Genomic DNA, 24,997 nt, shown 5'->3' with positions numbered 1-24,997 from the left:
ATATTATATAAATAAAGAACTAGGAAACAGAATTCCCTTCTGAATCCTAGTTTTTTTATGTATGACCACTAACAAAATCATTTTTTTGCTACTCCCATTATAAAGGAGTTGCAATAACTCCCTTCTTAAAATACCTGTCCCCTAAAAGGAGATACCAACCAAATCATTCATTCTCATCGTTATCTATAATAGATAAGGAAAGTAACCATCTTTTTAAGGAATTGCGGTAAACAACTCACCTAATATTAGATAATCACATAAGATGTTGAAGTAGCGAGCTATGAAAAACAGGATCTTTAAAAAAGAAGGTGAAATATTCATGCTGAAAGGGATGAAAATCGCGGTTATCGGCGGTGATGCAAGGCAGCTTGAAATTGTTCGCAAATTAACAGAACTACAAGCAATCCTTTCATTAATTGGCTTCGAGCAATTGGACCATGCATTCACTGGTGCTACAAAAGAAAAAATCGATAACGTAGATTTTTCGAAAATAGATGCTATTATCTTACCCGTTCGAGGAACAGACCTAAATGGGCAAGTTGATACAATCTTTTCGAATGAGAAGGTTTTTTTAACGAAAAAAATAGTAGAAAAAACCCCTGAGCATTGCATCATATATTCAGGAATAACGAATGATTATTTAAATTTGCTTATTAAAGAAACGAATCGATCATTAGTTCAATTATTTAACCGAGATGATGTAGCAATTTTAAATTCTATTCCAACTGTCGAAGGTACAATAATGATGGCAATTCAACATACAGACACAACGATTCATGGCTCGAATGTTATTGTTCTCGGGCTAGGTCGTGTAGGCATGAGTGTTGCACGTGCTTTTCATGCCCTAGGAGCGAAAGTAAAGGTCGCAGCAAGTCAAAGTGAACATATTGCTCGCATTATCGAAATGGGATTAACCCCAGTACATTTAGATGATTTACAGATTGCGGTTGATGATATTGATATTTGTATAAATACAATTCCCCATCTTGTCGTAACTTCTGATGTCATTGAAAAAATGCCATTGCATACATTGGTGATTGATTTGGCATCTAAACCAGGCGGAACAGATTTTCAATACGCAGAAAAAAGAGGGGTTAAGGCATTACTTGCACCGAGCTTACCAGGTATTGTAGCTCCGAAAACAGCGGGAAATATATTGGCAGATGTCTTAGCTCAATTACTGGATGAACAATAGCAGGCAATGAGAGGAGAATAGAATCATGAGTTTACAAGGAAAAAGAATAGGGTTTGGAATTTCAGGTTCTCACTGTACGTATGAGGAAGTAGTACCACAAGTAGAAAAGTTAGTGGCACAAGGTGCTGAAGTTGTACCAGTTGTAACAGGAAATGTAAAAAATACGGATACTCGTTTTGGAAAAGGGAAAGATTGGGTTAGTAAAATAGAAGAAATAACAGGACAGAAAATAATCGATAGTATTGTAGCAGCAGAGCCGCTAGGACCGAAAGCACCTCTTGATTGTATGGTAATTGCCCCATTAACTGGAAATAGTATGAGTAAATTTGCAAATGCGATGACAGATAATGCAGTTTTGATGGCAGCAAAAGCGACATTAAGAAACCAAAAGCCTGTGGTATTGGGAATCTCTACTAATGATGCGTTAGGATTAAATGGGATTAATCTGATGCGATTAATGGCAACGAAGAATATTTTCTTTATTCCATTCGGTCAAGATGATCCTGAGAAAAAGCCAAATTCTATGGTTGCAAGAATGTCTATGCTTGCAGAAACTATTGAAGCAGCATTAGAATATAAACAGATTCAACCAGTAATAGTGGAAAAATATTTAGATTAACAGGAAAGTACATGATTATTTAAAAAAGGCATATAAATCACGTTCTTTGAAAAAGAATGGTAGACTGATAATAAGACGTACCGTAAAAGGCGCTTGTCGACTTCCACAAGGAACTTTATAGCGCCAATCGGTGTTTTTTGAAAGAATCTGATAAAAGTTTCTTTTATTGCTGCTTGAATATGTTAAAATAGATAATATTATTTAAGGCGGAGCGTAATGCTTGCCTATTATTATTAAGAGAAAGCCTTTGGAAGGAGAACCTTAAATGGAGCAATTAAAAGGATTTAACGTAGCAGTAGTGGGAGCAACAGGGGCTGTTGGTCAACAAATGATTAAAACATTAGAGAGCAGAGATTTTCCGATTTCGACTTTAACACTTTTGTCCTCTAAACGTTCAGCAGGAACAAAGGTTCAGTATAAAGATAAAGAAATTATCGTACAAGAAGCAACACCAGATAGCTTTAAAGGAATTGATATCGCACTATTCAGCGCTGGAGGTGGTGTATCGAAAGAACTTGCACCACATGCAGTAAGACATGGGGCAATTGTTGTTGATAATACAAGCGCATTCCGTATGGACAAAGACGTGCCATTAGTAGTTCCTGAAGTAAACGAAGAAGATCTTCGCAAGCACAATGGAATTATTGCAAATCCAAACTGCTCTACGATTCAAATGGTCGTAGCCTTACAGCCGTTAAAAGAAAAATTTGGTCTTTCGAAAGTATTAGTATCCACTTACCAAGCTGTATCTGGATCAGGTGCTGCTGCTGTCGAAGAGTTGAACAGCCAGACACAAGCAATTCTTAATAAAGAAGCGTTTGAGCCGAAGATTCTACCAGTTAAGAGTGATAAAAAGCACTACCAAATCGCATTCAATGCAGTACCGCAAATTGATGTATTTACTGATAATGGATTCACATATGAAGAAATGAAAATGATCAATGAAACAAAGAAAATAATGCATGCAGATGACTTAAAGGTTGCAGCAACATGTGTCCGCATTCCAGTAGCAACAGGTCATTCTGAATCTGTTTACTTTGAATTAGACAATGATCAAGTAACAGTAGAAGAAATTAAATCCTTGTTAGCTGATGCTCCTGGCATCGTGCTTCAAGACGATCCAAGTAATCAAGTATATCCGATGCCTGCAGATTGCGTAGGAAGCAATGATGTATTTGTCGGTCGTATTCGCCAAGATTTAGATGTGAAAAACGGTTTCCATATGTGGGTTGTTTCCGATAATCTATTAAAAGGTGCCGCATGGAACTCTGTACAAATTGCTGAAAGTCTAATTAAATTAGGGCTAGTTTAATGGACTAGTGAAGAAAGACAAGGCTGTAGAGGTTTAGTATGCAGGAAAATTACCTGTAAGTAGATTTCTATTTTATTCTACATACAGGAAGTACAAGTTTGGACACAAGCCTAAAGAATGGTGCCAAAATCTTGTCTTTCTTATTATTAAATGATTCCTTAAATAGAATCCTATTTAGGGAATCATTTAAATAAGTGTGCTCATTTTGGATGGAAAAAAATCATCAAAGTTAAAACAACAAGGGATCCTCCTAGTAAAATGATGGAAGGGGAAATCTTTTTAAAAGTAGATTCCCCAAATTTGTTTTAGAAAAGGCACCCTTATATTACACTCTTTAAGAAAGTGTTCAGAGGTGTTTATTGTGAAAATCATGGTTCAAAAATTTGGCGGAACATCCGTTAGAGATGAAAAAAGCCGAATTCAAGCAAAAGATCATATTAAGGATGCATTAAATGAAGGATATAAAGTAGTAGTAATTGTTTCTGCGATGGGACGAAAAGGAGAACCTTATGCAACAGATACATTGTTGTCTTTAGTCGGCGGATCAGAATCAAGTATCAGCAGAAGAGAAAACGACTTATTAATGTCATGCGGCGAAATTATTTCAAGTGTTGTGTTTACACAACTATTACTAGAAAATCAAATTTCGGCAACTGCATTAACAGGTGCTCAAGCTGGATTTAAGACAAATAATGATTTTACGAATGCAAGAATTATGGAAATGGATTGCAGCCGTGTTCTTGAAGAATTAAAAAATCATGATGTTGTAGTAGTAGCTGGTTTCCAAGGGGCAGCGCCAAATGGGGATACAACTACTTTAGGCAGAGGCGGAAGTGATACATCTGCGGCTGCTTTAGGATCAGCACTTCAAGCAGAATATATTGACATTTTTACAGATGTAGAAGGTATTATGACTGCAGATCCAAGAATTGCAGAAAATGCTCGTCCGCTATCTGTTGTTACCTATTCGGAAGTTTGCAATATGGCTTATCAAGGAGCAAAAGTTATTCACCCACGAGCAGTGGAAATAGCAATGCAAGCAAAAGTACCGATTAGAATACGGTCCACGTATTCAAAGGGGACTGGTACACTTGTCACCTCTAGTAATGCGGAGAGTCGAGGCAGTGACATAAAGGAAAGACCAGTCACAGGAATTGCTCATGTGGCAAACGTAACCCAAATTAAAGTTTTTGCAAAAAAAGATCAGTATGACTTACAATCGCAAGTCTTTAAAGCAATGGCAAATGAAGAAATCAGCGTAGACTTTATCAATATTTCACCTAACAGTGTCGTATATACTGTAACAAACGAAATGACAAACAAAGCAATTGCCGTTCTTGAAAATATGGGATATGAACCAGTTATCGAAAAAGAATGTGCAAAAGTATCAGTGGTTGGTGCTGGAATGGCCGGTGTACCTGGGGTGACATTTAAAATTGTTACTGCACTTTCAAATAAGGGAATTCGCATCCTCCAATCAGCGGATAGCCATGCAACGATTTGGGTGCTTGTGAAGCAGGATGATTTAGTAAGTGCAGTTAATGTATTACATGATGCGTTTGAGTTAGAAAAAGAAATAGAATAGAAAATAATAGATACAACGAGATCGAAATGAGAATAGGAGTGGAACGATGGGTTTATTTGGTAGGGTGTCAACGGCCATGATTACACCATTTGATGCCAAGGGACATATAGATTTTCCAAAAACAACACAGTTAATTAATCATTTACTTGAAAACGGAACAGATTCTTTAGTGGTAGCTGGTACTACTGGAGAATCGCCCACATTATCCAAACAAGAGAAGATTGCTTTATTTAAACATGTGGTAAAGGTAGTGGAAAAGAGAGTTCCAATCATTGCAGGAACAGGTAGTTATAACACATATGAGTCCATCGAATTAACGAAACAAGCAGAACTCGCAGGTGTGGACGCTGTTATGGTAGTTGGACCATACTATAACAAGCCGAACCAAGAGGGGTTGTATCAACATATTAAAGCAGTTGCAGAATCTACAAAACTACCCGTTATGATATATAATATTCCAGGTCGTTCTGTTGTTAATATTGAACCAGAAACTATTATTCGTTTGTCAGAAATTGATAATATTGTAGCTGTAAAAGAGGCTAGTGGAAATCTAAATAATATCACAAAAATTATTGCATCAACACCAGCTGATTTTAATGTATACAGTGGTGATGACAGCTTAACTTTACCAATTTTATCTGTAGGAGGAACGGGAGTAATTTCTGTAGCTTCGCATATTATTGGCAAAGAAATGAAAGAAATGGTGACTTCCTTTTTAGATGGAAAGGTAGAGGAAGCATCTAAAATGCATCAACAATTACTTCCTCTTATGTTAGTTTTATTTAAAGCACCTAACCCTGTTCCAGTAAAAACAGCATTACAATTAAAAGGATTTGATGTGGGTTCTGTTCGTTTACCTTTAGTGCCATTAACAGAGGAAGAACGAATCGAATTAGCGAAATTTATTTAAGGAATTAGAAGGATATCGTATATTTACGAGGACTATTGATAACAGTTTATTTGATTCTTTTTTGCTAGTTTTATAAATGTTTACGTGTCAGAAGAGCTTAGCTATCTCTTATTACGACGGATAAACCAAAGCAAAAATGGTTTATTCCTCCTGAGATAACTAGCTCTTCTGTCTTTTTTATTAGATATCTTTATTAAGAAAGACTTGTTTCTAAACTAGTTTTTGATTATGATTGGATACATCATCATATTTTTAAATAGCGCAATCATAAGTTTCTCATATATAAGAAACTAGAAGTTTGTGAAGTAGATGAGTGTTTAGCTATATTGTCTTGCGAATTTTTTGTTTGGCGGAAGTCCACATGTGAAGACGCAAACTGTCTTCTTAGTTTCCTCTATCGAAAAAACTGCGGTTTGGACAACGGCTAGTAAGAACACAAGAGTATTTAGATAAGGTTATATATAAGGAGGAGAAGTCATGGCGAATAATCAGTTGCAAAAAAACTTACTGCCAAGACATATAAGTTTAATGGCCATGGGAGGAGCTATTGGGACAGGGATATTTAAAGGTAGTGGAGAAACAGTTTCAATCGCAGGTCCAGGTGTTATTTTTACATACATATTTGCAGGACTTTTATTACTAGTAGTGATGGGCAGTATTGCGGAAATGGCTATTATTTATCCAAATACAAACATGAAGGGCTTTATTGGGAAGGCCTTTGGCAACCAGACGGCATTCGTTATTGGCTGGATGTACTGCATTTTATGGCTTGCTGTATGTGTGATTGAGGTAGTTGTAGCAGGAAGCTTTCTGCAGTTTTGGCTGCCAGATGTGCCGCTGTGGATATTAAGCATTCTTTGCGCAATAGGTTTAATTGTCGTTAATACAATGAATGTGAAAAATTATGGGGAATTTGAATTTTGGTTTGCTGGAATTAAAATTGGCATGATTATTATATTTATTATATTAGGAGCCGCTGTTTTATTTGGGCTTATTCCATCTGGGCAAACAAACTATCTGCAAAATTATACAGAGCATGGCGGCTTTTTCCCAAATGGATGGACATCTGTTTTTTCTGCTCTTTTAATTGTTATGTTTTCTTATGGAGGCTCCGAGCTCATTGGCGTAACCGTAACGGAAGCGAAAGATGCAGAAAAAGTACTGCCAAAAGTTATTAAAAGCTTTATTCTTCGCATTGTTTTATTTTACACATTGCCTATTTTAATTATTTGTGGACTAATTCCTTGGAATGAGTTAACAGAAGAATCCAGCCCTTTTGTACAAGTACTTTCGATTTCTGGATTATCTGGTGCAGCCCACATTATGAATTTTGTCTTAATTATTGCTGTGTTATCTGCAGCAAATTCGGGTATATATGGATGTACAAGAATGATGTACTCTCTTTCAACGGAGGGAGAAGGACCGAAAGCCTTTAGCAAAGTAAACCACAATGGAGTGCCGACTTATAGTTTAATGGTTACAGGTATTATCTTAATTGCTGGATCAATGATTGCTTTATTTAAACAAGATCAAGTATTTTCTTTACTTATGGCATTCCCAGGCTTTGTTGTATCGATTGTTTGGATTATGATTTGTCTAGCGCAGTTAAAGCTTAGAAAACAATATCCATTTCAGCCAAGTTTTAAAATATGGGGATATCCGTATATTCCGATATTTACTGTAATCTGCTTAGGCATCATAAGCATTAGTTTCTTATTTGATGAGGCGAATCGAATTAGTATACTAGCATGTTTAATTTGTTTTTTTGCTGTGACAGCTATTTCTATATTTAAGTTTAAATTGAATAAACGGTAAAAAAATTTATTATAGGAAAAAGCGTTGGAATGCTAGGCGAACTATAGAAAAATACCTCCTGATATTGTTATGAAATGAACCTGAAAAAGGAAGATTTCATAAAATTGGTTGTAAACAATTTTAAACATCAAGTATAATAATCATAACTGATCAATGGTCGGCTTAACTCAACATAGGAGGAAACAAAAATTGATGAAAAATGAAAAAATAAAGCTTGTCGCACTCGGCGGAGTGGGCGAGAACGGTAAAAATATGTTTGTAGTCGAAGTAGACGAAGATATATTTGTAATTGATGCTGGCTTAATGTACCCGCAAAATGAAATGCTCGGGATCGATATTGTTATTCCAGATATCGCGTATTTAAAGCAAAATAAAGAAAAAGTAAAAGGAATTTTCTTAACACATGCACATGAAGATCATATCGGAGGCTTATCTTATATTTTAAGAGATTTAGATGTACCGGTTTATACGACTTTATTAACAGCTGAACTAACAAAGGAAAAGATGAAAGAGCAAGATTTCAAAGGACAAGCACAATTTGAAATTGTGACATCGAAAACTGTTCTAACATTTGCTTCCTCAAAAGTGTCATTCTTTAAAACGAATCATAGTATCCCTGATAGCATTGGGATTGTTATTCATACATCAGAAGGTGCAATCGTACATACTGGTGATTTCAAATTCGATCAAACAGCAAGTGATCTTTACAAGCCAGATTATGGCGAGATGGCCAAAATAGGAGAAGAGGGAGTATTAGCTTTATTATCTGATAGTACGAATGCAGATAAACCAGGCTATTCCACAACAGATTTTGTTGTAACTCAAAGCTTAATTGAGTCATTTTTACACACAAATGGTCGGATTATTGCAGCTTGTTTTGCAACTGACTTAAATAGAATTCAACATATTATTGATGCAGCTGAAAAAACAAATCGAAAAGTTGCGATTATCGGCAAGAATTTACAAAGAGTGTTGCAAATTGCTTTAAAACACAACTATTTAGTAGTAGATGAAGAAACGATCGTTACCTATAACGAGCTTCAAGGATATACACAAGACCAAATGGTAATCATCACTACTGGTACAAAAGGGGAACCAATTGAAGCACTGCAAAAAATGATTAAGAAAAATCATAAGCAGGTAAGCATCATGGAAGGGGATACCGTTTTATTTGCAGCATCCTCTTTCCTAGGCAGTGAAGTATTTGTCGGAAAAACAATCGATAAATTATACAGAGCAGGTGCAACACTTCTTGCAGGCTACAAAACATTTAACAGCTCTAATCATGGCAGCCAAGAAGAATTAAAATTTATGATTAATATGATGAAGCCTAAATTCTTTTTGCCTATCCATGGGGAGTATCGCGTATTAAAGGCACATGAAAAAATTGCGATTGAATGTGGTGTACCACCGCAAAATATTTACCTTCCGGAACAAGGAGAGGTGCTTGAATTTAAAGAAGATACTCTTCGTGTAGGCGGAAAAATTCCAGCTGGAAATGTATTAATTGATGGCAGCGGTGTTGGCGATGTTGGGAATATTGTTTTAAGAGACCGCAAGCTGTTATCACAAGACGGAATTTTAACGGTTGTTGTAACTTTAAATAAAGCGGAAAGAAAAATCTCTGCTGGTCCTGAAATCATTACAAGAGGTTTTGTGTATGTTCGCGAATCAGAGAAGTTGCTAGAAGAAGCAGCAGACCGTGTAAGAGATATTGTAGAAAAAAGTATTAGTAAGGACAGCTTCGACTGGACTGGAATTAAGCAAGATATTAGAGATACGCTAAACCAGTTCTTATATGAAAAAACAAGACGTAGACCAATGATTTTGCCAATTATTATGGAAGTTAAGCCAGTTAGAAGATAAAAGTGAGAGCCTCCTTAAGATAAGGGGGCTTTTAGTTTGTTTGGGACTAGCCGTGCTTAAATCTAAGAAGAGTTTGAATTGAAAAAGGAGAAGCTTCCTTGGGATTTAGATGAACCGTGGGGACCGCTGCTTAGCCAAAGGTCGGAAGAGACTTCTAACAAGAATTTTTCTGAAAAGCTTTTAATTAGAATTTATTCCAGAAGTAAAAGCGACTTATTGACTTTTCGATTTCGCCCGCATGAAATAGTGTTTCTCGCTTCATACTAAGATTATTATGGTTTTAGGAAGGGAGAACTTTATGGTTTCAGTTAACAATAATAATCAGCCTGATGAAAAGCCAAATGAGGATAAACCATCAAGCTTAATGGAAAAAATTCAACAGCTGGGACAAACTAATGTACCACAGCTTTCTCAAGATTCAAAAATACATTGTTTAACCATTGTTGGTCAAATCGAAGGCCATTTACAATTACCGCCTCAAAATAAAACAACGAAATATGAGCATCTGATTCCACAAATTGTAGCAATCGAACAAAATCCTAAGATTGAAGGGGTTCTTGTCATTTTGAATACAGTAGGAGGGGATGTAGAAGCAGGATTAGCTATTTCTGAAATGCTTGCTTCTCTGTCTAAACCAACTGTTTCCCTTGTTTTAGGAGGTGGGCACTCAATTGGTGTTCCAATTGCTGTTTCCTGTGATTATTCCTATATTGCAGAAACAGCAACGATGACAATCCATCCTATTCGTTTAACAGGTCTGGTTATTGGAGTACCACAGACCTTTGAATACTTAGATAAAATGCAAGAGAGAGTGGTTAATTTTGTGACCAAGCATTCTAAAATTACAGAAGAAAATTTTAAAGACCTGATGTTTGCAAAAGGAAATTTAACAAGAGATATTGGAACAAATGTAATTGGAAATGATGCTGTTACTTCTGGACTTATTGACTCTGTTGGCGGAGTCGGGGATGCGATGAAAAAGCTCAATGAGTTGATTGATGTCAATAAAGAACAGAATGAAGGGATTATCCAATGATTATGTATACAATGATGCCAGAAGAATTGATTTTTCCAATGAGCCAAGATATCTATGAAAAACACCAAGTTATTCATTATAATGGCATTCCTTTATTAGTAGCTAGAAATGAGTCAAATGAATATGAAGTCATAAGAATACTTAGCACCGATCCCAATCATTTTCTGCAGACAGAAATGCAGCCAGGAGCAAAAATTCCAACCATTTAATTGCTTTTTTATTAAAAAAGTTGATAATAGGGAATGATAGGGGGAAAAACTTATCTAGTATTTTGCTTTTTTAGCTAGAGTTGGCAGGATATCAGCTGAAGCAGGCGGCAAATCAGCCAAATGAGCAAAATATCAGCCAAAACAGGCAGCAAATCAGCCAAACGAGCAAAATATCAGCCAAAACAGGCAGCAAATCAGCCAAACGAGCAAAATATCAGCCAAAACAGGCAGCAAATCAGCCAAACGAGCAAAATATCAGCCAAAACAGGCAGCAAATCAGCCAAACGAGCAAAATATCAGCCAAAGCACACAACAAATCAGCCAAACCAAAAAGCATGAGCAAACATACTTTTTTCTATAAGACAGCAAAGGATAAAAAAACTTCGGAAAGAAGTTTCCCTTTATAAACTATGTTATAATATAGGAACAACAAAGAAGCAGCCTAAGGCTGCTTCTTTACTACAAAAGAGAAAGATACTTTTTAAATATTAGGTGATCAAATGGCAAAAAGGAAAAAAAGAAAAACAAGAAAAAAACAACATCTTAAATTAACGATACAATATGAACTTGCAGCCCTGCTTCTTATGGCGTTGAGTTTTATCTCTATTTTACAACTCGGTGCGGTTGGGAAAACAATGGTTTCTTTTTTCCGTTTCTTTTTTGGAGAGTGGTATATGCTTTGCCTAATAGGCCTTATCGTATACAGTGGTTATTTAATGTGGAAAAGAGAAAAGCCTTATATGTTTCATACGAAATTAAATGGAATTTATTTAATTGTCAGTGCAATTTTATTACTTAGCCATGTAACACTATTTAAGTTGCTAGCAAGCCAAGGCGCTTTTCAAAACCCAAGTGTTATATTCAATACATGGGAATTATTTTGGATGGAAGTGAATAAAGAGGCTACTAATGTCGATTTAGGCGGTGGTATGATTGGTGCCGTTTTATTTGCATTATTTCATTATTTATTCGACACGGTAGGTACTCAGATTATCAGCTTTATCGTGATTGTGATCGGTTTTATCCTGCTTACTGGTAAAACGTTAAGTGGTGCTTTTAAAAAAGTTATATCAAGTATCTGGAATTTTTTCCAAGATCAATGGGAAGCGTTTAAGCAAGATATGAAAGACTGGAAAGAATCGATTCAAAAAAATAAAGAAAAGCGGAAGGCAGAAAAACAAGCAAGACGCGAAAATCAGCAGTCTAAGGAAAATACGAATGCTTCTATTATTGTGAACACTCCGCCTCAAGAGGAAGAGCCATACATACAAGAGCCAATTATTAATACCTTTGCCGAAAGAGCCTATCAGGAAGAAGTCATTCAGGAAGACTTGTTGGCAGATTCGCCAGAAGAACAAACCGATATAGGTGATGTCGTACCAATAACTTTTACAGAAGTAGAAAATAAGGATTATGAACTCCCGCCTTTAAAACTATTAACGTTGCCGAGAAAGGCAGATCAGAGTGGGGAATATGAGCAAATTCACGCAAACGCTGCTAAATTAGAAAGAACCTTTCATAGCTTTGGCGTAAAAGCTAGAGTAACAGAGGTTCACTTAGGACCTGCGGTAACGAAGTATGAAGTTCATCCAAGCGAAGGGGTAAAAGTAAGTAAAATTGTTAATTTAAGCGATGATTTAGCTTTAGCTCTTGCAGCAAAGGATATTCGCATTGAAGCACCTATTCCTGGAAAATCAGCAATCGGGATTGAAGTGCCCAACTCTGAAGTTGCTGTTGTGTCACTAAGAGAAGTATTGGAATCAAGTAAAAATGATAAGCCTGATTCGAAGCTGATGATTGCTTTTGGACGAGATATCACAGGGGAAGCCGTATGCGCGGAATTAAATAAAATGCCCCATTTACTTGTTGCCGGAGCAACAGGAAGTGGTAAATCTGTCTGTATTAACGGGATTATTACAAGTATATTGATGAGAGCAAAACCTCATGAAGTAAAGCTAATGATGATTGATCCGAAAATGGTTGAATTAAATGTATATAATGGAGTCCCTCATTTGCTTGCCCCTGTTGTGACAAATCCAAAAAAGGCATCACAGGCATTAATGAAGGTTGTTAGTGAAATGGAGAGAAGATACGACTTATTCTCCCATACAGGGACAAGAAATATAGAAGGCTATAATGAGTATATTAAACGAATAAATGCAGAGGAACAAGAAAAGCAGCCACTATTGCCATTTATCGTGGTGATTGTAGACGAGCTTGCTGACTTAATGATGGTAGCATCATCTGATGTAGAGGATGCCATTACACGACTTGCACAAATGGCCCGTGCAGCCGGAATTCATCTAATTATTGCCACTCAGCGACCTTCAGTTGATGTTATTACAGGAGTTATTAAAGCAAATATTCCATCACGAATTGCGTTCGCTGTTTCCTCTCAGACGGATTCTCGTACCATATTAGATATGGGAGGAGCCGAAAAGCTATTAGGAAGAGGAGATATGCTATTCTTCCCTTATGGGGCAAGCAAACCTGTGCGAGTACAAGGAGCGTTCTTGTCCGATGAAGAGGTGGAAGAAGTGGTTGATTTTGTGATTGGTCAGCAAAAAGCACAATATCAAGAGGAAATGATTCCAGATGAAATTGTGGAAGTTACAGGAGCTGTAGAAGACGAACTATATCATGAAGCAGTTGAACTAATTGTTGAAATGCAAACAGCTTCTGTTAGTATGTTACAAAGAAGGTTCCGGATTGGCTATACGAGAGCAGCTAGATTAATCGATGAAATGGAAGCCCGTGGGGTAGTTGGACCATATGAGGGCAGTAAACCAAGAACAGTTCTTGTGCCTAAAAGTTCCGAAGAAATAAATATGCAGTAATAATAGCAGATGAATTGAATTCAACCAACATATAGGACAAAAAATGAACCGGTTATGAGAGAAACAATCATATTTTTTAGAAAAGGACTTGAAATAGTATAACCTATTTCAAGTCCTTTTTTAGCGTATATTCTGAACATTCATTCAAGATATGTAAGAAAAAATAACAAAACAATGCATTATTTTTACAATAATATACAAAAGAAAACGGTTGATTTCCGAACAATTACTCATTTCTGTATTTTTTCGACGAAATTCTTAAAAGTCTATTTATTTATTAGGAAAAAAGTGTTATAGTATTTTCGATTAGTAGGAATGATTGAACATCAGAGGTCTGATGTCTTAGAAATGTTTGGAGGAACATCATATGCTAATTAAATCGGATACGAGACATTTATATTTGCAAGTAGTAGATCGTCTAAAAAAAGATATTGAGTTAGGAATTTATAAAGAAAAAGAAAAATTCCCCTCAGAATTCGAGCTTGCAAAAACTTTAGGTGTGAGCCGGGCCACTTTAAGAGAGGCACTGCGTACATTGGAAGAAGAAAATGTCATTGTCAGAAGACATGGTGTTGGCACTTTTGTTAACTGTAAACCATTGTTTAATTCTGGCATAGAACAATTGAATAGTGTCACGAATATGATTAAGCAGGCAGGTATGAATCCAGGCACTATATTTCTAAGCTCAAACACGATGTTCGCTACTGAAGAAGACTCGACACGCTTCTCTGCATTACAAGGGGATGAACTGCTCGTTATCGAAAGAGTTCGAACAGCTAATGGCGAACCGGTTGTTTATTGTATAGATAAATTGCCACAGAAATTTTTGCCTGAGCGATTTTCATACGATCAAGAATCGATTTTTCAGTTCTTGGAATCGGATAGTCAAAGACATATTACATACGCTGTTGCACAAATCGAGCCGATAGGATATCACGATAAGGTATCTCCCATTCTGCAATGTGAACCAGAAACTGCACTGCTTGTATTAAAACAGATGCATTATGATGAGAAGGATGAACCGATTCTTTATTCAGTAAATTATTTTCGATCCGATAAGTTTAGCTTTCAAGTATTAAGAAAACGAATATACTCGTAGAAGCTGAACAGACTAATCGTATAAAATTTGACTAAATAACAATAAAAAGTCTAGGGGGTACAAGCTTTGAAGAAGCGTAAATTTGGCTTAGCACTATCTTTAGTACTAGCTGCTGGAACTGTATTAAGTGCTTGCGGAAGTAATGACAAAGGTAACGATAAAGCAGCAGATGGGGATAAAGAGAAAGACTCATTTAAAGTTGCAATGGTAACAGATGTCGGTGGTGTTGATGATAAATCATTTAACCAATCAGCTTGGGAAGGTTTACAAGCATTTGGTAAAGAGAATGGCTTATCAAAAGGTAATGGTATTGATTACCAACAATCACAGTCAGATTCAGATTATGCTACTAATTTAAATAATTTATCTCGTCAAGGCTATAATTTGGTATTTGGAATCGGATTTTTAATGGAAGGTGCAATTTCAGAAATTTCTCAACAACAAAAAGATGCACATTTTGCAATTGTTGATGCTGTAGTTAACCAACCTAATGTAGCAAGCATTACTTTTAAAGAACAAGAAGCTTCTTTCTTAGCTGGTGTTGCAGCAGCTCATGCAACCGAATCTAAAAAGATTGGATTTATTGGCGGGGTAGAAGGAGATGTAATTGGACGCTTCGAAGCTGGATTCGTTGATGGCGTTAAAGCAGTAGACCCTAATATTAAGGTAGACGTACAATATGCTGGTGCATTTGATAAACCTGAACTTGGTAAAACAATTGCAAGTAAGATGTACTCTTCAGGCGCAGATGTAGTATTCCATGCTTCTGGTGGTACTGGTGCTGGATTATTCTCTGAAGCTCGTGATTTAAAAGAAAAAGACCCTTCAAAATATATTTGGGCAATCGGTGTTGACTCTGATCAAGCAGCAGAAGGTGTTGTAGGAGACCACAACATTGTGTTAACTTCTGCATTAAAAGGTGTTTCCACAGCGGTACAAGATATTTCAACTAAAGCAAAAGACGGTAAATTCCCAGGTGGCGAAACTACTGTTTATGGCTTAAAAGAAGATGGTGTTGGTCTTGCACCAATTAATGAAGAAGTTAAAAAGAAAGCTGAAATTGATGCTGCTGTTGAAGAATGGACTGCTAAAATTAAAAACGGTGAGTACACTGTTCCTGATACTGTTAAGTAAATAGCAATTGCTAATTTTCCAGGAATAAGTGGTTTGCATGGCAAACACTTATTCCTTTTTTACGACAAAAAATAGAATTTTAACTAAAGAGTAGAAGTTTAATTCTAGTCTTTATTAAAAATTTTATATGTCGAAATTATCGTAATATAAAAATTACATAATTTCCTTTGTGGATTGTTTTAGAAAATAAAATTCTTTGACATCATACGTGTATTTTAAGCTTTATAACATTTATCTTGTAAGGTAAGTAAGAAGGAGTGGATTAGATGGAATATGTAATCGAGATGTTAAATATTCGTAAAGAATTCCCTGGTATTGTTGCAAACAACAATATTACCCTTCAAGTAAAAAAAGGTGAGATTCACGCACTTTTAGGGGAAAATGGTGCAGGAAAATCTACGCTAATGAATGTTCTTTTTGGTCTATATCAGCCAGAAAAAGGGGAAATTCGTGCGCGTGGGAAAGTCGTAAATATTTCTAATCCAAATATTGCGAATGATTTAGGAATCGGAATGGTTCATCAGCATTTTATGTTGATTGACACCTTTACGGTGACGGAAAATATTATTTTAGGAAAAGAAACAGTCAGCAAAGGAAAAATCGATTTAAAAAAAGCAGAAAGAGAAGTACAGGAAATTTCAGAGCGTTATGGATTGGCAGTTGATCCGAAAGCGAAGATTGCTAATATTTCTGTTGGAATGCAACAAAGAGTAGAAATCTTAAAAACGTTATATCGCGGAGCAGAAATTTTGATTTTTGATGAGCCGACAGCTGTTTTAACTCCGCAGGAAATTGCCGAATTAATTGGTATCTTCCGTAAGTTAATTCAAGAGGGCAAGTCCATTATCCTCATTACCCATAAATTAAAAGAAATTATGGAAGTATGTGACCGTGTTACGGTTATCAGAAAAGGGGAAGGCATTGGCACTTATAATGTAAAAGATACAAACCAAAATGAGCTTGCAAACTTAATGGTTGGCCGTGAAGTTTCCTTTAAAACAGAAAAAAAAGCACCAAATCCGAAAGAAACAGTATTAAAAATTTCTGATTTAACTGTAAAAGATAGTCGTGGTGTCCATGTAGTCAACTCTCTTAACCTAGATGTTAAAGCAGGTGAGATTGTGGGGATTGCTGGGGTAGATGGCAATGGTCAATCAGAGTTGATTGAGGCGATTACTGGCTTAATGAAGAAAAACAGTGGAAGTATTACCCTTAACGGCAAAGAAATCAGTGTACTTTCTCCACGGAAAATTACAGAAAGTGGGATTGGTCATATTCCGCAGGATCGACATAAACACGGTTTAGTACTTGACTTTTCGATTGGACAAAATATGGCTTTACAGACCTATTACAAAAGCCCATTTTCTAAATATGGCTTTTTAAATCAAGGTGAAATCGAGAAAAAAGCGAGCAAGTTAATTGAAGAATTTGATGTCCGTACACCAAGTATACACACACCAGCGAGAGCTCTCTCTGGGGGTAACCAGCAGAAGGCAATCATTGGTAGAGAAGTAGATCGTGACCCTGATTTGCTTATTGCTGCCCAGCCAACTAGGGGACTGGATGTAGGTGCAATTGAATTTATTCATCGACGATTAATCGAACAAAGAGATAAAGGAAAAGCGGTATTATTAATATCCTTTGAATTAGATGAAATTTTAAATGTCAGTGACCGCATTGCTGTTATTTTTGATGGAGAAATTATTGCAACAGTGGATCCAAAAACAACAACAGAACAAGAGCTAGGTTTATTAATGGCAGGATCGAAAGCTAAAAAAGTGGGTGTGGAGAATAATGTCTAATACAATAAAGAAAATTAGTATTCCAATTATTGCCGTATTGTTAGGGGTTATTGTTGGGACGATTATCATGTTTGCAACAGGTTATAATCCTGCGGATGCATATACAGCCCTTTGGAATGGAGCGTTTGGAGATATTTATTTCACTGGAGAAGTAGTGCGCCAAATCACTCCGTTGATTCTTGCAGGTCTTGCAGTTGCCTTCGCTTTTCGCACCGGATTATTCAATATTGGGGTTGAAGGGCAATTAATTGTTGGCTGGCTTGCTGCAGTTTGGGTAGGGATTTCCTTTGATTTACCAAAAATTATTCATTTACCACTTGCTGTATTAGCTGCTGCTGCTGCTGGTGCGCTGTGGGCATTTGTACCAGGCTTTTTAAAGGCACGATTTAGAGTTCATGAAGTTATCGTAAGTATTATGATGAACTATGTCGCATTACATGTATCCAACTATTTAATCCGAAACGTGCTTACAGATAAAGCAGACCGTACAGAAAATATTGCGCCAACTGCTAGTCTGCGTTCTGGGTTCTTAGAAAGCTTAACAGACTATTCCCGTATGCACTGGGGAATTTTAATTGCGGTTGGATGCGCTATACTTATGTGGATTATCTTAGAGAAAACAGTAAAAGGATATGAATTAAAGTCTGTTGGTTTTAATCAGAATGCCTCCCAATATGCTGGTATGAATGTTAACCGTAATATCATTCTTTCTATGGTCATTTCTGGTGCTTTTGCAGGTCTTGCAGGAGCAATGGAAGGTTTAGGAACATTTGAATATGTGAGTAATAAAGGTGGATTTACAGGGGTTGGATTTGATGGGATTGCCGTTGCTTTACTTGGAGCAAATGGCCCAGTCGGAATCTTGCTTGCTGCATGCTTGTTCGGTTTCTTAAAAGTAGGGGCGCTAAATATGCCGCTTGAAGCTGGAGTACCGAATGAGATGGTTGATATCATTATTGCTTTAATCGTTTTCTTTGTTGCTTCAAGCTATATGATTCGCTTATTCTTAGAACGATTGAGTAAAAATAAAAGTAAAAAGGGGGAGAAGTAAATGGGATTAATGGACGTATTATTAATTGTCATACCTTCTTCGCTATTGTTTGCTGCTCCACTAATTTTTACTGCGCTTGGCGGGAATTTTTCTGAAAGAGCAGGGGTAGTTAATATTGGACTAGAGGGTTTAATGGTAATGGGAGCTTTCTCCTCCATTGTTTTTAATTTAACATTTGCTGATAGTCTTGGCGCTTGGACACCATGGGTTTCTTTGCTTGTCGCAATGGTTGTCGGTGCTCTATTCTCGATACTTCATGCAGTGGCAAGTATTACATTCCGTGCCGACCAAACGGTTTCTGGTGTAGCGATTAATCTACTAGCAGCTGGTCTTGCTATGTTCTTAGTAAAATTAATCTATGATGGAAAGGGACAAACAGGTACCATTCGTTATAGCTTTAAGAAAATTGATATTCCGCTATTAAAGGACATCCCTGTGATTGGAGACTTATTTTTCTCTAATACATATTGGACTTCTTACTTAGCAATTGTTGTTGCTGTTATTGTTTGGTTCGTTATGTATAAAACGCCATTCGGCTTGCGTCTTCGTTCTGTTGGAGAGCATCCGATGGCTGCAGATACAATGGGCATTAACGTAACCAAAATGCGTTATATTGCGGTTATTCTTTCTGGTGCATTTGGTGGAATCGGCGGCGGCGTATTTGCCCAGTCGATTACAAATGATTTTACCCATGCGACCATTAGCGGACAAGGATTCATGGCACTTGCCGCCCTGATCTTCGGAAAATGGAATCCGCTTGGAGCAATGGGAGCTGCGATTTTCTTTGGTTTTGCTCAAAGCTTAAGTATTGTTGGAAGCAGCTTACCGTTCTTAGAAAACATCCCGAGCGTTTACTTGTTAATTGCACCATATGTATTAACTATTATTGCATTAACAGGCTTTATCGGTCGTGCAGATGCACCAAAAGCTTCTGGTGTTCCTTATATTAAAGGTAGCAGATAATCCTTTGGGAAAATAAAAAAGAGACTTCTAATGATGTGCACCCCAAAAGTTAGACGAACCAATTCTAACTTTTGGGGTGTTTTTTATTCCTCATGTGTATTAATTGCCTTCGTTTTAATTTCTTTATCCAATAAATCAATTGGAATATGTTTAGGAATCACATCGGCAGGAACTTCGCCGTTCATATCTAAATAATAATGGCGAATAGGTTTTAAGGAATTATCATCTAATTCATATACTAATGGAATGCTTGTTGGAATGTTTAAAGACGCAATTCCGTCAGGTGAAACATTATCTAAATACTGAATAATAGCGCGAATTGTATTACCATGAGCTGCAATTATTACTTTTTTATTATTGTGTAGCATGGGTGCAATTTCTTGATCCCAGAAAGTTAGGACTCTTTTCTCCGTATCGGCAAGACTTTCTGTTAAAGGAAATTCGCCTTCTTCGAGCTGTTGATACCTTGGATCGTCGATATTGTAGCGGGGATCATCTTTATTTAAAGCTGGTGGTCTGATATCCATGGATCTTCTCCATTTTTGAACTTGGTCAAGCCCATATTGATCAGCTGTTTCTTTTTTATTTAATCCTTGCAAAGCACCATAATGCCGTTCATTTAATTTCCACGTTTTATGTATAGGAATCCACATGCTATCCATTTCATCGAGAATAATCCATAATGTCCGAATAGCTCTTTTTAAATAGGATGTATATGCAATATCAAATGTGTATCCGTTATGATTGAGAATAATTCCAGCTTCCCTTGCTTCTGTTAACCCTTTTTCTGATAGTTCAATATCTGTCCAACCAGTAAAGCGATTTTCCACATTCCAAAGACTTTCTCCATGGCGAATCAAAACAAGCTTTGGCATTGTGCATCTCTCCCTTTCTTCTTTTCTTTATTTTTTTCCTGTTTTCATGGAAATAATCGTCCTTTTAAAGGAAAAAGTATAATTTAGAATTATTTTCTTCGCTATTATTGAATAAACTTTTTTTTGATTGATAATTGATTTAATTAATTTTTTATAAAGTTAGGAAAATATATGAGCGTAAAAAATCTATTATTTTTATTTAGTAGTATATTGCTTATCCTTGTAATCGGACTATTATGGAATGGACCAATTTATGGTAATGATGAAGTTCTATTAAGAAGGTTGATTAAGGAACTAATCTGAAATTTATTGATATTTTCGATACAGAAAAGACTAGAATCGCTGGTTTTACAAATGGGGAGGGCTAGGGAGCTATTAAGTTTGAAAAACATTCCAAAGGCAACTATACCTAGCTTGGTAAGAGCTTTGATAGAGAGCTGAGTAAAGGAGTAACTAGCTACACGATTTCAATCGAGGGTGAACGAACACCACTCTTTCTTTTTATTATCAGATGGGGTGGGGCAAGTGTTCGTTCGATTGACTTAATCATTCATAATGAGTGGAAGGAGAGAAAAAGGTATCTTTAGGCAATTTTTCAATGGGAACGTCGATGAAAGACTTTCAGAAATAGAGGCAAAATCCTATTATTATAAGTTTAAGCTATATGATAAAGAAGGAATAGAAATAAGCAAAGGAGAAAGATATAAGTTTAGAGGAAAATCATCCTAATCTAGACTTTATGAGAATAACCATATAAATAGAGTTAATACTAGTAAGTAGTGTATGATTAGTGTAAGTATATGAGGAGGTATGTTATGAGCATAGCAACGGAAAAAATTACAAAATATAGCGGCTTTCAATTACATACAGTCAAGACTGAAAAATTTAAAACGAATACGATTGTGGTGAAATGGCGGACCCCTATTACAAAAGAAAATTCCACACACAGGGCCCTTCTTCCTTATGTGATGCAAAATAGTACAAAGAAATATCCGACAACGGCAAAGCTTCGTTCCTTTATAGAAGAATTGTACGGAGCTACTTTTTTTATCGATCTTGCTAAAAAAGGGGAATACCACATTGTTTCTTTCTCCTTAGAAATTGCAAATGAAAAGTTTCTCTCAGACCCAGCTCCTTTATTAAAAAAAGGCTTGGAATTTTTATCTGAGGTAATCTTTCAGCCAAATGTATCAGAAAGTGGTTTTGACCAAAATGTTATAGAGAATGAAAAACGTGCATTAAAGCAAAGAATTCAATCCATCTATGACGATAAAATGCGATATTCGAATCAACGGGTAATTGATGTTATGTGTGAAAACGAGCCTTATGCACTAAGTGTGTACGGTGAAAAGGATGAGGTTGACAGCATTACCCCACAATCCCTTTACGCCTATTATACAAAAGCGTTAGCAGAGGATCAGATTGATTTGTATATGGTCGGCGATATTAAAGAAGAAGAGATAGGAGCATATATTGAGGATTTATTTCCATTTAAAGAAAGAACTGCACAATCAATTGATCGTAGAAAAACGTATGAAACTAGGGAAGTAAAAGAGGTTCGTGAAGTTCAAGATATTAAACAAGGAAAACTAAATATGGGATTCCGCACAAATATAGTTTATGGAGATCCTGAATATTTTGCCCTTCAAGTACTTAATGGTATTTATGGCGGGTTCTCGCATTCTAAGCTATTTATTAATGTCAGGGAAAAAGAAAGTCTTGCCTATTATGCAGCAAGTCGTTTAGAGAGTCATAAAGGATTGCTTTTAGTAATGTCAGGAATAGATAATAACAATTATGATAAGGCAGTAAAGATTATTAAGGAACAAATGGAGTTAATGAAAAAAGGCGAATTTTCCGATCAAGAAATAATGCAGACAAAAGCGGTGATTCATAATCAAATGCTGGAAACATTGGATACATCCCGTGGCATGATTGAACTGTTCTACCATAATAGCGTAAGTGATAATTATGTAGAGATGGGTGATTGGCTTCAATATATGAGTAAAGTTTCCAGAGAGGAAATCATTGCTGCCGCTAAAAAGATCGAACTAGACACCATTTATTTCTTAACGGGATCGGAGGGAAATGCATAATGGAAAAAATAGAATTTGCTCAATTGCAAGAAGAGCTATATTATGAAAAATTAGCAAATGGCTTAAAGGTATATATTTTGCCGAAAAAAGGGTTTAATAAGACGTTTTGTACATTCACAACAAACTATGGTTCTGTAGATAACACCTTTATTCCTCTTGAGGGATCCGAATTCACTCAAGTTCCTGATGGAATTGCTCATTTCTTAGAGCATAAGCTTTTTGAAAAAGAAGAAGGTGACGTTTTTCAAGATTTTAGTAAACAGGGGGCAAGTGCTAACGCTTTTACGTCTTTTACAAGAACAGCCTATTTGTTTTCTAGTACCTCTAATGTAGCGAAAAATCTGGAAACGCTTATTAATTTTGTACAGGAGCCATACTTTACGGAGAAAACGGTAGAAAAAGAAAAAGGAATTATCGGACAAGAAATTACGATGTATGATGATAATCCAGATTGGCGCCTTTATTTTGGATTAATTGAAAATATGTATGTCCATCATCCTGTGAAAATTGATATTGCTGGAACGATTGAATCCATCTCACATATCACAAAAGATATGTTGTATGAGTGCTATAATACGTTCTACCACCCAAGCAATATGCTTCTTTTCATTGTAGGACCTGTTGATCCAGAGGAATATATGGCTCAGATAAGAGAAAATCAAAGTAAAAAAGACTATACAAATCATAGTGAAATTCAACGTAAATTTAAAGAAGAGCCTGCACATGTTAATAAGGACAAGCAAGTTTTAAAAATGAACGTCCACACTTCTAAATGTCTTGTTGGGATAAAAGGAATCAATGTAGAGCAGTCCGGAAAAGAAATGATGAAACAAGAGTGGAGCATCAATTTATTATTAGATTTCCTATTTAGTGAAAGCTCTGAAAACTACCAAAATCTTTTCCAAGAAGGCTTAATTGATGATACTTTTTCTTATGATTACACACAGGAGCACGGATTTGGATTTGCGATGATTGGTGGGGATACGAGTGATCCTGATCGGTTAGAAGCTGCAATTAAAGAAATTTTAATGAAAGCTAAAACAATGGATTTCGCCAGCGAGACGTTAGAAAGAACGAAGAAAAAGAAAATTGGCGCTTTCTTACGTGCGATTAATTCACCAGAATATATCGCTAACCAATTTACACGCTATGCTTTCAATGAAATGAATTTATTTGATGTGGTGCCTGCTGTCGAAGAAATAACAGTAGAGGATATAAAAAATGCGGCTAATAAATTTTTAGCAGAAGAAAGACTAACATCTTGCCAAGTAGTGCCGAAATAATGATGGCAGACACAAAGAAATTTATTTCTTTGTGTCTGTTGCTGTTTAGATTTATAGGTAAAAGTATATGGAGTGAGAAAAAAATGGGGAAATGGATTTTAATTACCGGTGCATCTGGTGGGATTGGACAAGCAATTGCAAAACAATTAGCAAAAGAAGGCTATTCTCTTTACTTACATTATCATCAAAATGAAAAAGCAATAAAGGAATTATTAGAAGTTCTAGCAGTGAATGGCGGAGAATACTTACCTATACAAGCAGATTTACAACAAGAAAATGACTATCAAAAAATTCTCGAAAGTATTTTCACAATAGATGGAATCGTTCACGCAAGTGGTATAAGTACATATGGTTTATTGACGGATTTGGAAGAAGGGGAAATGAAAGCCCTATGGAATGTCCATGTTCATTCATTAATGTGTATAACAAAAGCATTATTACCGAAAATGCTTTCTAGACAATATGGTAATATTATCGTGATCACCAGTATATGGGGCCAAGTAGGAGCAGCAATGGAAGTTGCTTATTCAACTGTAAAGGGCGCCCAGATTAGCTTTGTGAAGGCATTAAGTAAAGAGGTTGCCTTTAATGGTATTCGAGTGAATGCAGTAGCTCCTGGCGCTATTGAAACGAACATGCTTCAATCTTTTTCGCCTGAAGAAATGCAGTTGATGGCAGAGGAAATCCCGATGGGGAGATTAGGAAGTCCGCAAGAAGTAGCAGAAAGCGTAGCCTTTCTATTATCGGAAAAATCTTCTTATATGACAGGACAAGTCCTTTCACTTAATGGGGGATGGCATGTATAGATAGCTTTTCCAAAAGATTTTCATGCATATTATTTCATCGAACAAACCAAAATAATGATGTAATTCACTTAAGCAATGGAAGGAGTAATTCATGATGTCTATTTTAGAAAATTGGGATCAATGGAAAGACTTTTTAGCAGATCGTCTTCATCATGCTGAAAATGAGGGAATGAATCAGGAAGCAATAGGAGATCTTGCTTTTCAAATTGGAGATTATCTGTCTAATCAAGTTCAACCTAAGAATGAACAAGAAAAGATTTTATCCGATTTATGGTCAGTTGCAGATGAAAAAGAACAGCATGCGATTGCAAATATGATGGTAAAATTAGTGCATAATAACGGAACAAAATAATTATTAGTGGCAATCATAGAAGCTCGATAAATAGAAAAGCTATTTATCGAGCTTCTTTCTTTTGTTATGTAAAAATATTCTAATCAAGATGATATGCTTAATAGATGGGAATCCTGTCTGACCAAAAGCAAGAAAGCAAAATAGAAAAGGAA

Annotated in this window: 21 protein-coding genes; 20 read left to right on the top strand and 1 reads right to left on the bottom strand. The window is 36.2% G+C overall.

Going from position 1 to position 24,997, the window contains the following annotated elements; all coding sequences use genetic code 11:
* The first annotated feature begins 319 nt into the window (after positions 1 to 319).
* The 16 genes from dpaA (at position 320) to BCI01S_RS02840 (ending at position 19,433) form a co-directional block, all read left to right on the top strand.
* The gene (gene dpaA / locus BCI01S_RS02915; RefSeq protein WP_047940046.1) at positions 320 to 1,195 is read left to right on the top strand and encodes a dipicolinic acid synthetase subunit A; all 876 of its coding nucleotides are present in this window, start codon (positions 320 to 322) and stop codon (positions 1,193 to 1,195) included.
* Positions 1,196 to 1,220: 25 nt separating this feature from the next.
* On the top strand, positions 1,221 to 1,814 hold the full coding sequence (locus BCI01S_RS02910) for a dipicolinate synthase subunit B (protein ID WP_047940047.1): 594 nt from the start codon (positions 1,221 to 1,223) through the stop codon (positions 1,812 to 1,814).
* A 265-nt stretch (positions 1,815 to 2,079) separates the two neighbouring features.
* Complete coding sequence (gene asd, locus BCI01S_RS02905) at positions 2,080 to 3,126, top strand: aspartate-semialdehyde dehydrogenase (protein ID WP_047940048.1); 1,047 nt, start codon at positions 2,080 to 2,082, stop codon at positions 3,124 to 3,126.
* Positions 3,127 to 3,487: 361 nt separating this feature from the next.
* Positions 3,488 to 4,711, top strand: a complete 1,224-nt coding sequence (dapG, locus tag BCI01S_RS02900; protein ID WP_047940049.1) for an aspartate kinase — start codon at positions 3,488 to 3,490, stop codon at positions 4,709 to 4,711.
* 46 nt (positions 4,712 to 4,757) lie between these two features.
* Positions 4,758 to 5,621, top strand: a complete 864-nt coding sequence (gene dapA / locus BCI01S_RS02895) for a 4-hydroxy-tetrahydrodipicolinate synthase (protein ID WP_047940050.1) — start codon at positions 4,758 to 4,760, stop codon at positions 5,619 to 5,621.
* A gap of 477 nt (positions 5,622 to 6,098) precedes the next feature.
* Entirely contained in the window at positions 6,099 to 7,436 is a 1,338-nt protein-coding gene (locus tag BCI01S_RS02890) for an amino acid permease (protein WP_047940051.1), read from the top strand.
* A 192-nt stretch (positions 7,437 to 7,628) separates the two neighbouring features.
* Positions 7,629 to 9,302, top strand: a complete 1,674-nt coding sequence (locus BCI01S_RS02885) for a ribonuclease J (RefSeq protein ID WP_047940277.1) — start codon at positions 7,629 to 7,631, stop codon at positions 9,300 to 9,302.
* 298 nt (positions 9,303 to 9,600) lie between these two features.
* Positions 9,601 to 10,338: a ClpP family protease gene (locus BCI01S_RS02880; RefSeq protein ID WP_047940052.1), complete on the top strand. Its 738-nt coding sequence runs from the start codon at positions 9,601 to 9,603 to the stop codon at positions 10,336 to 10,338.
* Entirely contained in the window at positions 10,335 to 10,547 is a 213-nt protein-coding gene (locus tag BCI01S_RS02875) for a YlzJ-like family protein (RefSeq protein ID WP_047940053.1), read from the top strand. Before BCI01S_RS02880 ends, BCI01S_RS02875 begins: the two co-directional genes overlap by 4 nt.
* A gap of 120 nt (positions 10,548 to 10,667) precedes the next feature.
* Complete coding sequence (locus tag BCI01S_RS02870) at positions 10,668 to 10,886, top strand: hypothetical protein (RefSeq protein ID WP_061796656.1); 219 nt, start codon at positions 10,668 to 10,670, stop codon at positions 10,884 to 10,886.
* 161 nt (positions 10,887 to 11,047) lie between these two features.
* Positions 11,048 to 13,384, top strand: coding sequence for a DNA translocase FtsK (locus BCI01S_RS02865; RefSeq protein ID WP_061796651.1), 2,337 nt, complete (start codon positions 11,048 to 11,050; stop codon positions 13,382 to 13,384).
* 367 nt (positions 13,385 to 13,751) lie between these two features.
* Positions 13,752 to 14,483 carry a GntR family transcriptional regulator gene (locus tag BCI01S_RS02860; RefSeq protein ID WP_047940055.1) on the top strand — a complete coding sequence of 244 codons (732 nt, stop codon included), beginning with the start codon at positions 13,752 to 13,754 and terminating at the stop codon, positions 14,481 to 14,483.
* Between the two features lie 66 nt (positions 14,484 to 14,549).
* Positions 14,550 to 15,617, top strand: coding sequence for a BMP family lipoprotein (locus BCI01S_RS02855; RefSeq protein WP_061796650.1), 1,068 nt, complete (start codon positions 14,550 to 14,552; stop codon positions 15,615 to 15,617).
* A 266-nt stretch (positions 15,618 to 15,883) separates the two neighbouring features.
* Positions 15,884 to 17,419: an ABC transporter ATP-binding protein gene (locus BCI01S_RS02850; protein ID WP_047940057.1), complete on the top strand. Its 1,536-nt coding sequence runs from the start codon at positions 15,884 to 15,886 to the stop codon at positions 17,417 to 17,419.
* Positions 17,412 to 18,470, top strand: a complete 1,059-nt coding sequence (locus BCI01S_RS02845) for an ABC transporter permease (RefSeq protein ID WP_047940058.1) — start codon at positions 17,412 to 17,414, stop codon at positions 18,468 to 18,470. Before BCI01S_RS02850 ends, BCI01S_RS02845 begins: the two co-directional genes overlap by 8 nt.
* Positions 18,471 to 19,433 (top strand): ABC transporter permease, encoded by a 963-nt coding sequence (locus BCI01S_RS02840; RefSeq protein ID WP_061796649.1) that lies wholly within the window; start codon positions 18,471 to 18,473, stop codon positions 19,431 to 19,433. It abuts the gene before it with no gap.
* A gap of 83 nt (positions 19,434 to 19,516) precedes the next feature.
* Here the strand turns inward: BCI01S_RS02840 and gpmA are convergent, their stop codons facing one another.
* Complete coding sequence (gene gpmA / locus BCI01S_RS02835) at positions 19,517 to 20,308, bottom strand: 2,3-diphosphoglycerate-dependent phosphoglycerate mutase (RefSeq protein ID WP_047940061.1); 792 nt, start codon at positions 20,306 to 20,308, stop codon at positions 19,517 to 19,519.
* An 815-nt stretch (positions 20,309 to 21,123) separates the two neighbouring features.
* Between gpmA and yfmF the strand changes: the two genes are divergently transcribed.
* The 4 genes from yfmF to BCI01S_RS02815 all read left to right on the top strand — a co-directional run bounded on the left by yfmF (position 21,124) and on the right by BCI01S_RS02815 (position 24,845).
* On the top strand, positions 21,124 to 22,404 hold the full coding sequence (yfmF, locus tag BCI01S_RS02830) for an EF-P 5-aminopentanol modification-associated protein YfmF (RefSeq protein WP_061796648.1): 1,281 nt from the start codon (positions 21,124 to 21,126) through the stop codon (positions 22,402 to 22,404).
* Positions 22,404 to 23,687 carry an EF-P 5-aminopentanol modification-associated protein YfmH gene (gene yfmH / locus BCI01S_RS02825; RefSeq protein ID WP_061796646.1) on the top strand — a complete coding sequence of 428 codons (1,284 nt, stop codon included), beginning with the start codon at positions 22,404 to 22,406 and terminating at the stop codon, positions 23,685 to 23,687. Before yfmF ends, yfmH begins: the two co-directional genes overlap by 1 nt.
* 83 nt (positions 23,688 to 23,770) lie before the next feature.
* The gene (gene ymfI / locus BCI01S_RS02820) at positions 23,771 to 24,493 is read left to right on the top strand and encodes an elongation factor P 5-aminopentanone reductase (RefSeq protein WP_047940064.1); all 723 of its coding nucleotides are present in this window, start codon (positions 23,771 to 23,773) and stop codon (positions 24,491 to 24,493) included.
* A 94-nt stretch (positions 24,494 to 24,587) separates the two neighbouring features.
* Entirely contained in the window at positions 24,588 to 24,845 is a 258-nt protein-coding gene (locus BCI01S_RS02815; RefSeq protein ID WP_047940065.1) for a DUF3243 domain-containing protein, read from the top strand.
* Positions 24,846 to 24,997: the final 152 nt, after the last annotated feature.

The sequence above is a fragment of the Niallia circulans NBRC 13626 genome, assembly GCF_001591585.1.
In the GTDB taxonomy this organism is placed as follows: domain Bacteria; phylum Bacillota; class Bacilli; order Bacillales; family Cytobacillaceae; genus Niallia; species Niallia circulans.
This window is presented reverse-complemented; position numbering and strand designations above follow the sequence as displayed.

Bases quoted from the DNA above. Each gene is read 5' to 3' on its own strand.
- dpaA (WP_047940046.1), top strand. From the start codon at position 320: ATGCTGAAAGGGATGAAAATCGCGGTTATCGGCGGTGATGCAAGGCAG.
- BCI01S_RS02910 (WP_047940047.1), top strand. From the start codon at position 1,221: ATGAGTTTACAAGGAAAAAGAATAGGGTTTGGAATTTCAGGTTCTCAC.
- asd (WP_047940048.1), top strand. From the start codon at position 2,080: ATGGAGCAATTAAAAGGATTTAACGTAGCAGTAGTGGGAGCAACAGGG.
- dapA (WP_047940050.1), top strand. From the start codon at position 4,758: ATGGGTTTATTTGGTAGGGTGTCAACGGCCATGATTACACCATTTGAT.
- BCI01S_RS02890 (WP_047940051.1), top strand. From the start codon at position 6,099: ATGGCGAATAATCAGTTGCAAAAAAACTTACTGCCAAGACATATAAGT.
- BCI01S_RS02885 (WP_047940277.1), top strand. From the start codon at position 7,629: ATGAAAAATGAAAAAATAAAGCTTGTCGCACTCGGCGGAGTGGGCGAG.
- BCI01S_RS02880 (WP_047940052.1), top strand. From the start codon at position 9,601: ATGGTTTCAGTTAACAATAATAATCAGCCTGATGAAAAGCCAAATGAG.
- BCI01S_RS02875 (WP_047940053.1), top strand. From the start codon at position 10,335: ATGATTATGTATACAATGATGCCAGAAGAATTGATTTTTCCAATGAGC.
- BCI01S_RS02870 (WP_061796656.1), top strand. From the start codon at position 10,668: ATGAGCAAAATATCAGCCAAAACAGGCAGCAAATCAGCCAAACGAGCA.
- BCI01S_RS02865 (WP_061796651.1), top strand. From the start codon at position 11,048: ATGGCAAAAAGGAAAAAAAGAAAAACAAGAAAAAAACAACATCTTAAA.
- BCI01S_RS02860 (WP_047940055.1), top strand. From the start codon at position 13,752: ATGCTAATTAAATCGGATACGAGACATTTATATTTGCAAGTAGTAGAT.
- BCI01S_RS02850 (WP_047940057.1), top strand. From the start codon at position 15,884: ATGGAATATGTAATCGAGATGTTAAATATTCGTAAAGAATTCCCTGGT.
- BCI01S_RS02845 (WP_047940058.1), top strand. From the start codon at position 17,412: ATGTCTAATACAATAAAGAAAATTAGTATTCCAATTATTGCCGTATTG.
- BCI01S_RS02840 (WP_061796649.1), top strand. From the start codon at position 18,471: ATGGGATTAATGGACGTATTATTAATTGTCATACCTTCTTCGCTATTG.
- gpmA (WP_047940061.1), bottom strand. From the start codon at position 20,308: ATGCCAAAGCTTGTTTTGATTCGCCATGGAGAAAGTCTTTGGAATGTG.
- yfmF (WP_061796648.1), top strand. From the start codon at position 21,124: ATGAGCATAGCAACGGAAAAAATTACAAAATATAGCGGCTTTCAATTA.
- yfmH (WP_061796646.1), top strand. From the start codon at position 22,404: ATGGAAAAAATAGAATTTGCTCAATTGCAAGAAGAGCTATATTATGAA.
- ymfI (WP_047940064.1), top strand. From the start codon at position 23,771: ATGGGGAAATGGATTTTAATTACCGGTGCATCTGGTGGGATTGGACAA.
- BCI01S_RS02815 (WP_047940065.1), top strand. From the start codon at position 24,588: ATGTCTATTTTAGAAAATTGGGATCAATGGAAAGACTTTTTAGCAGAT.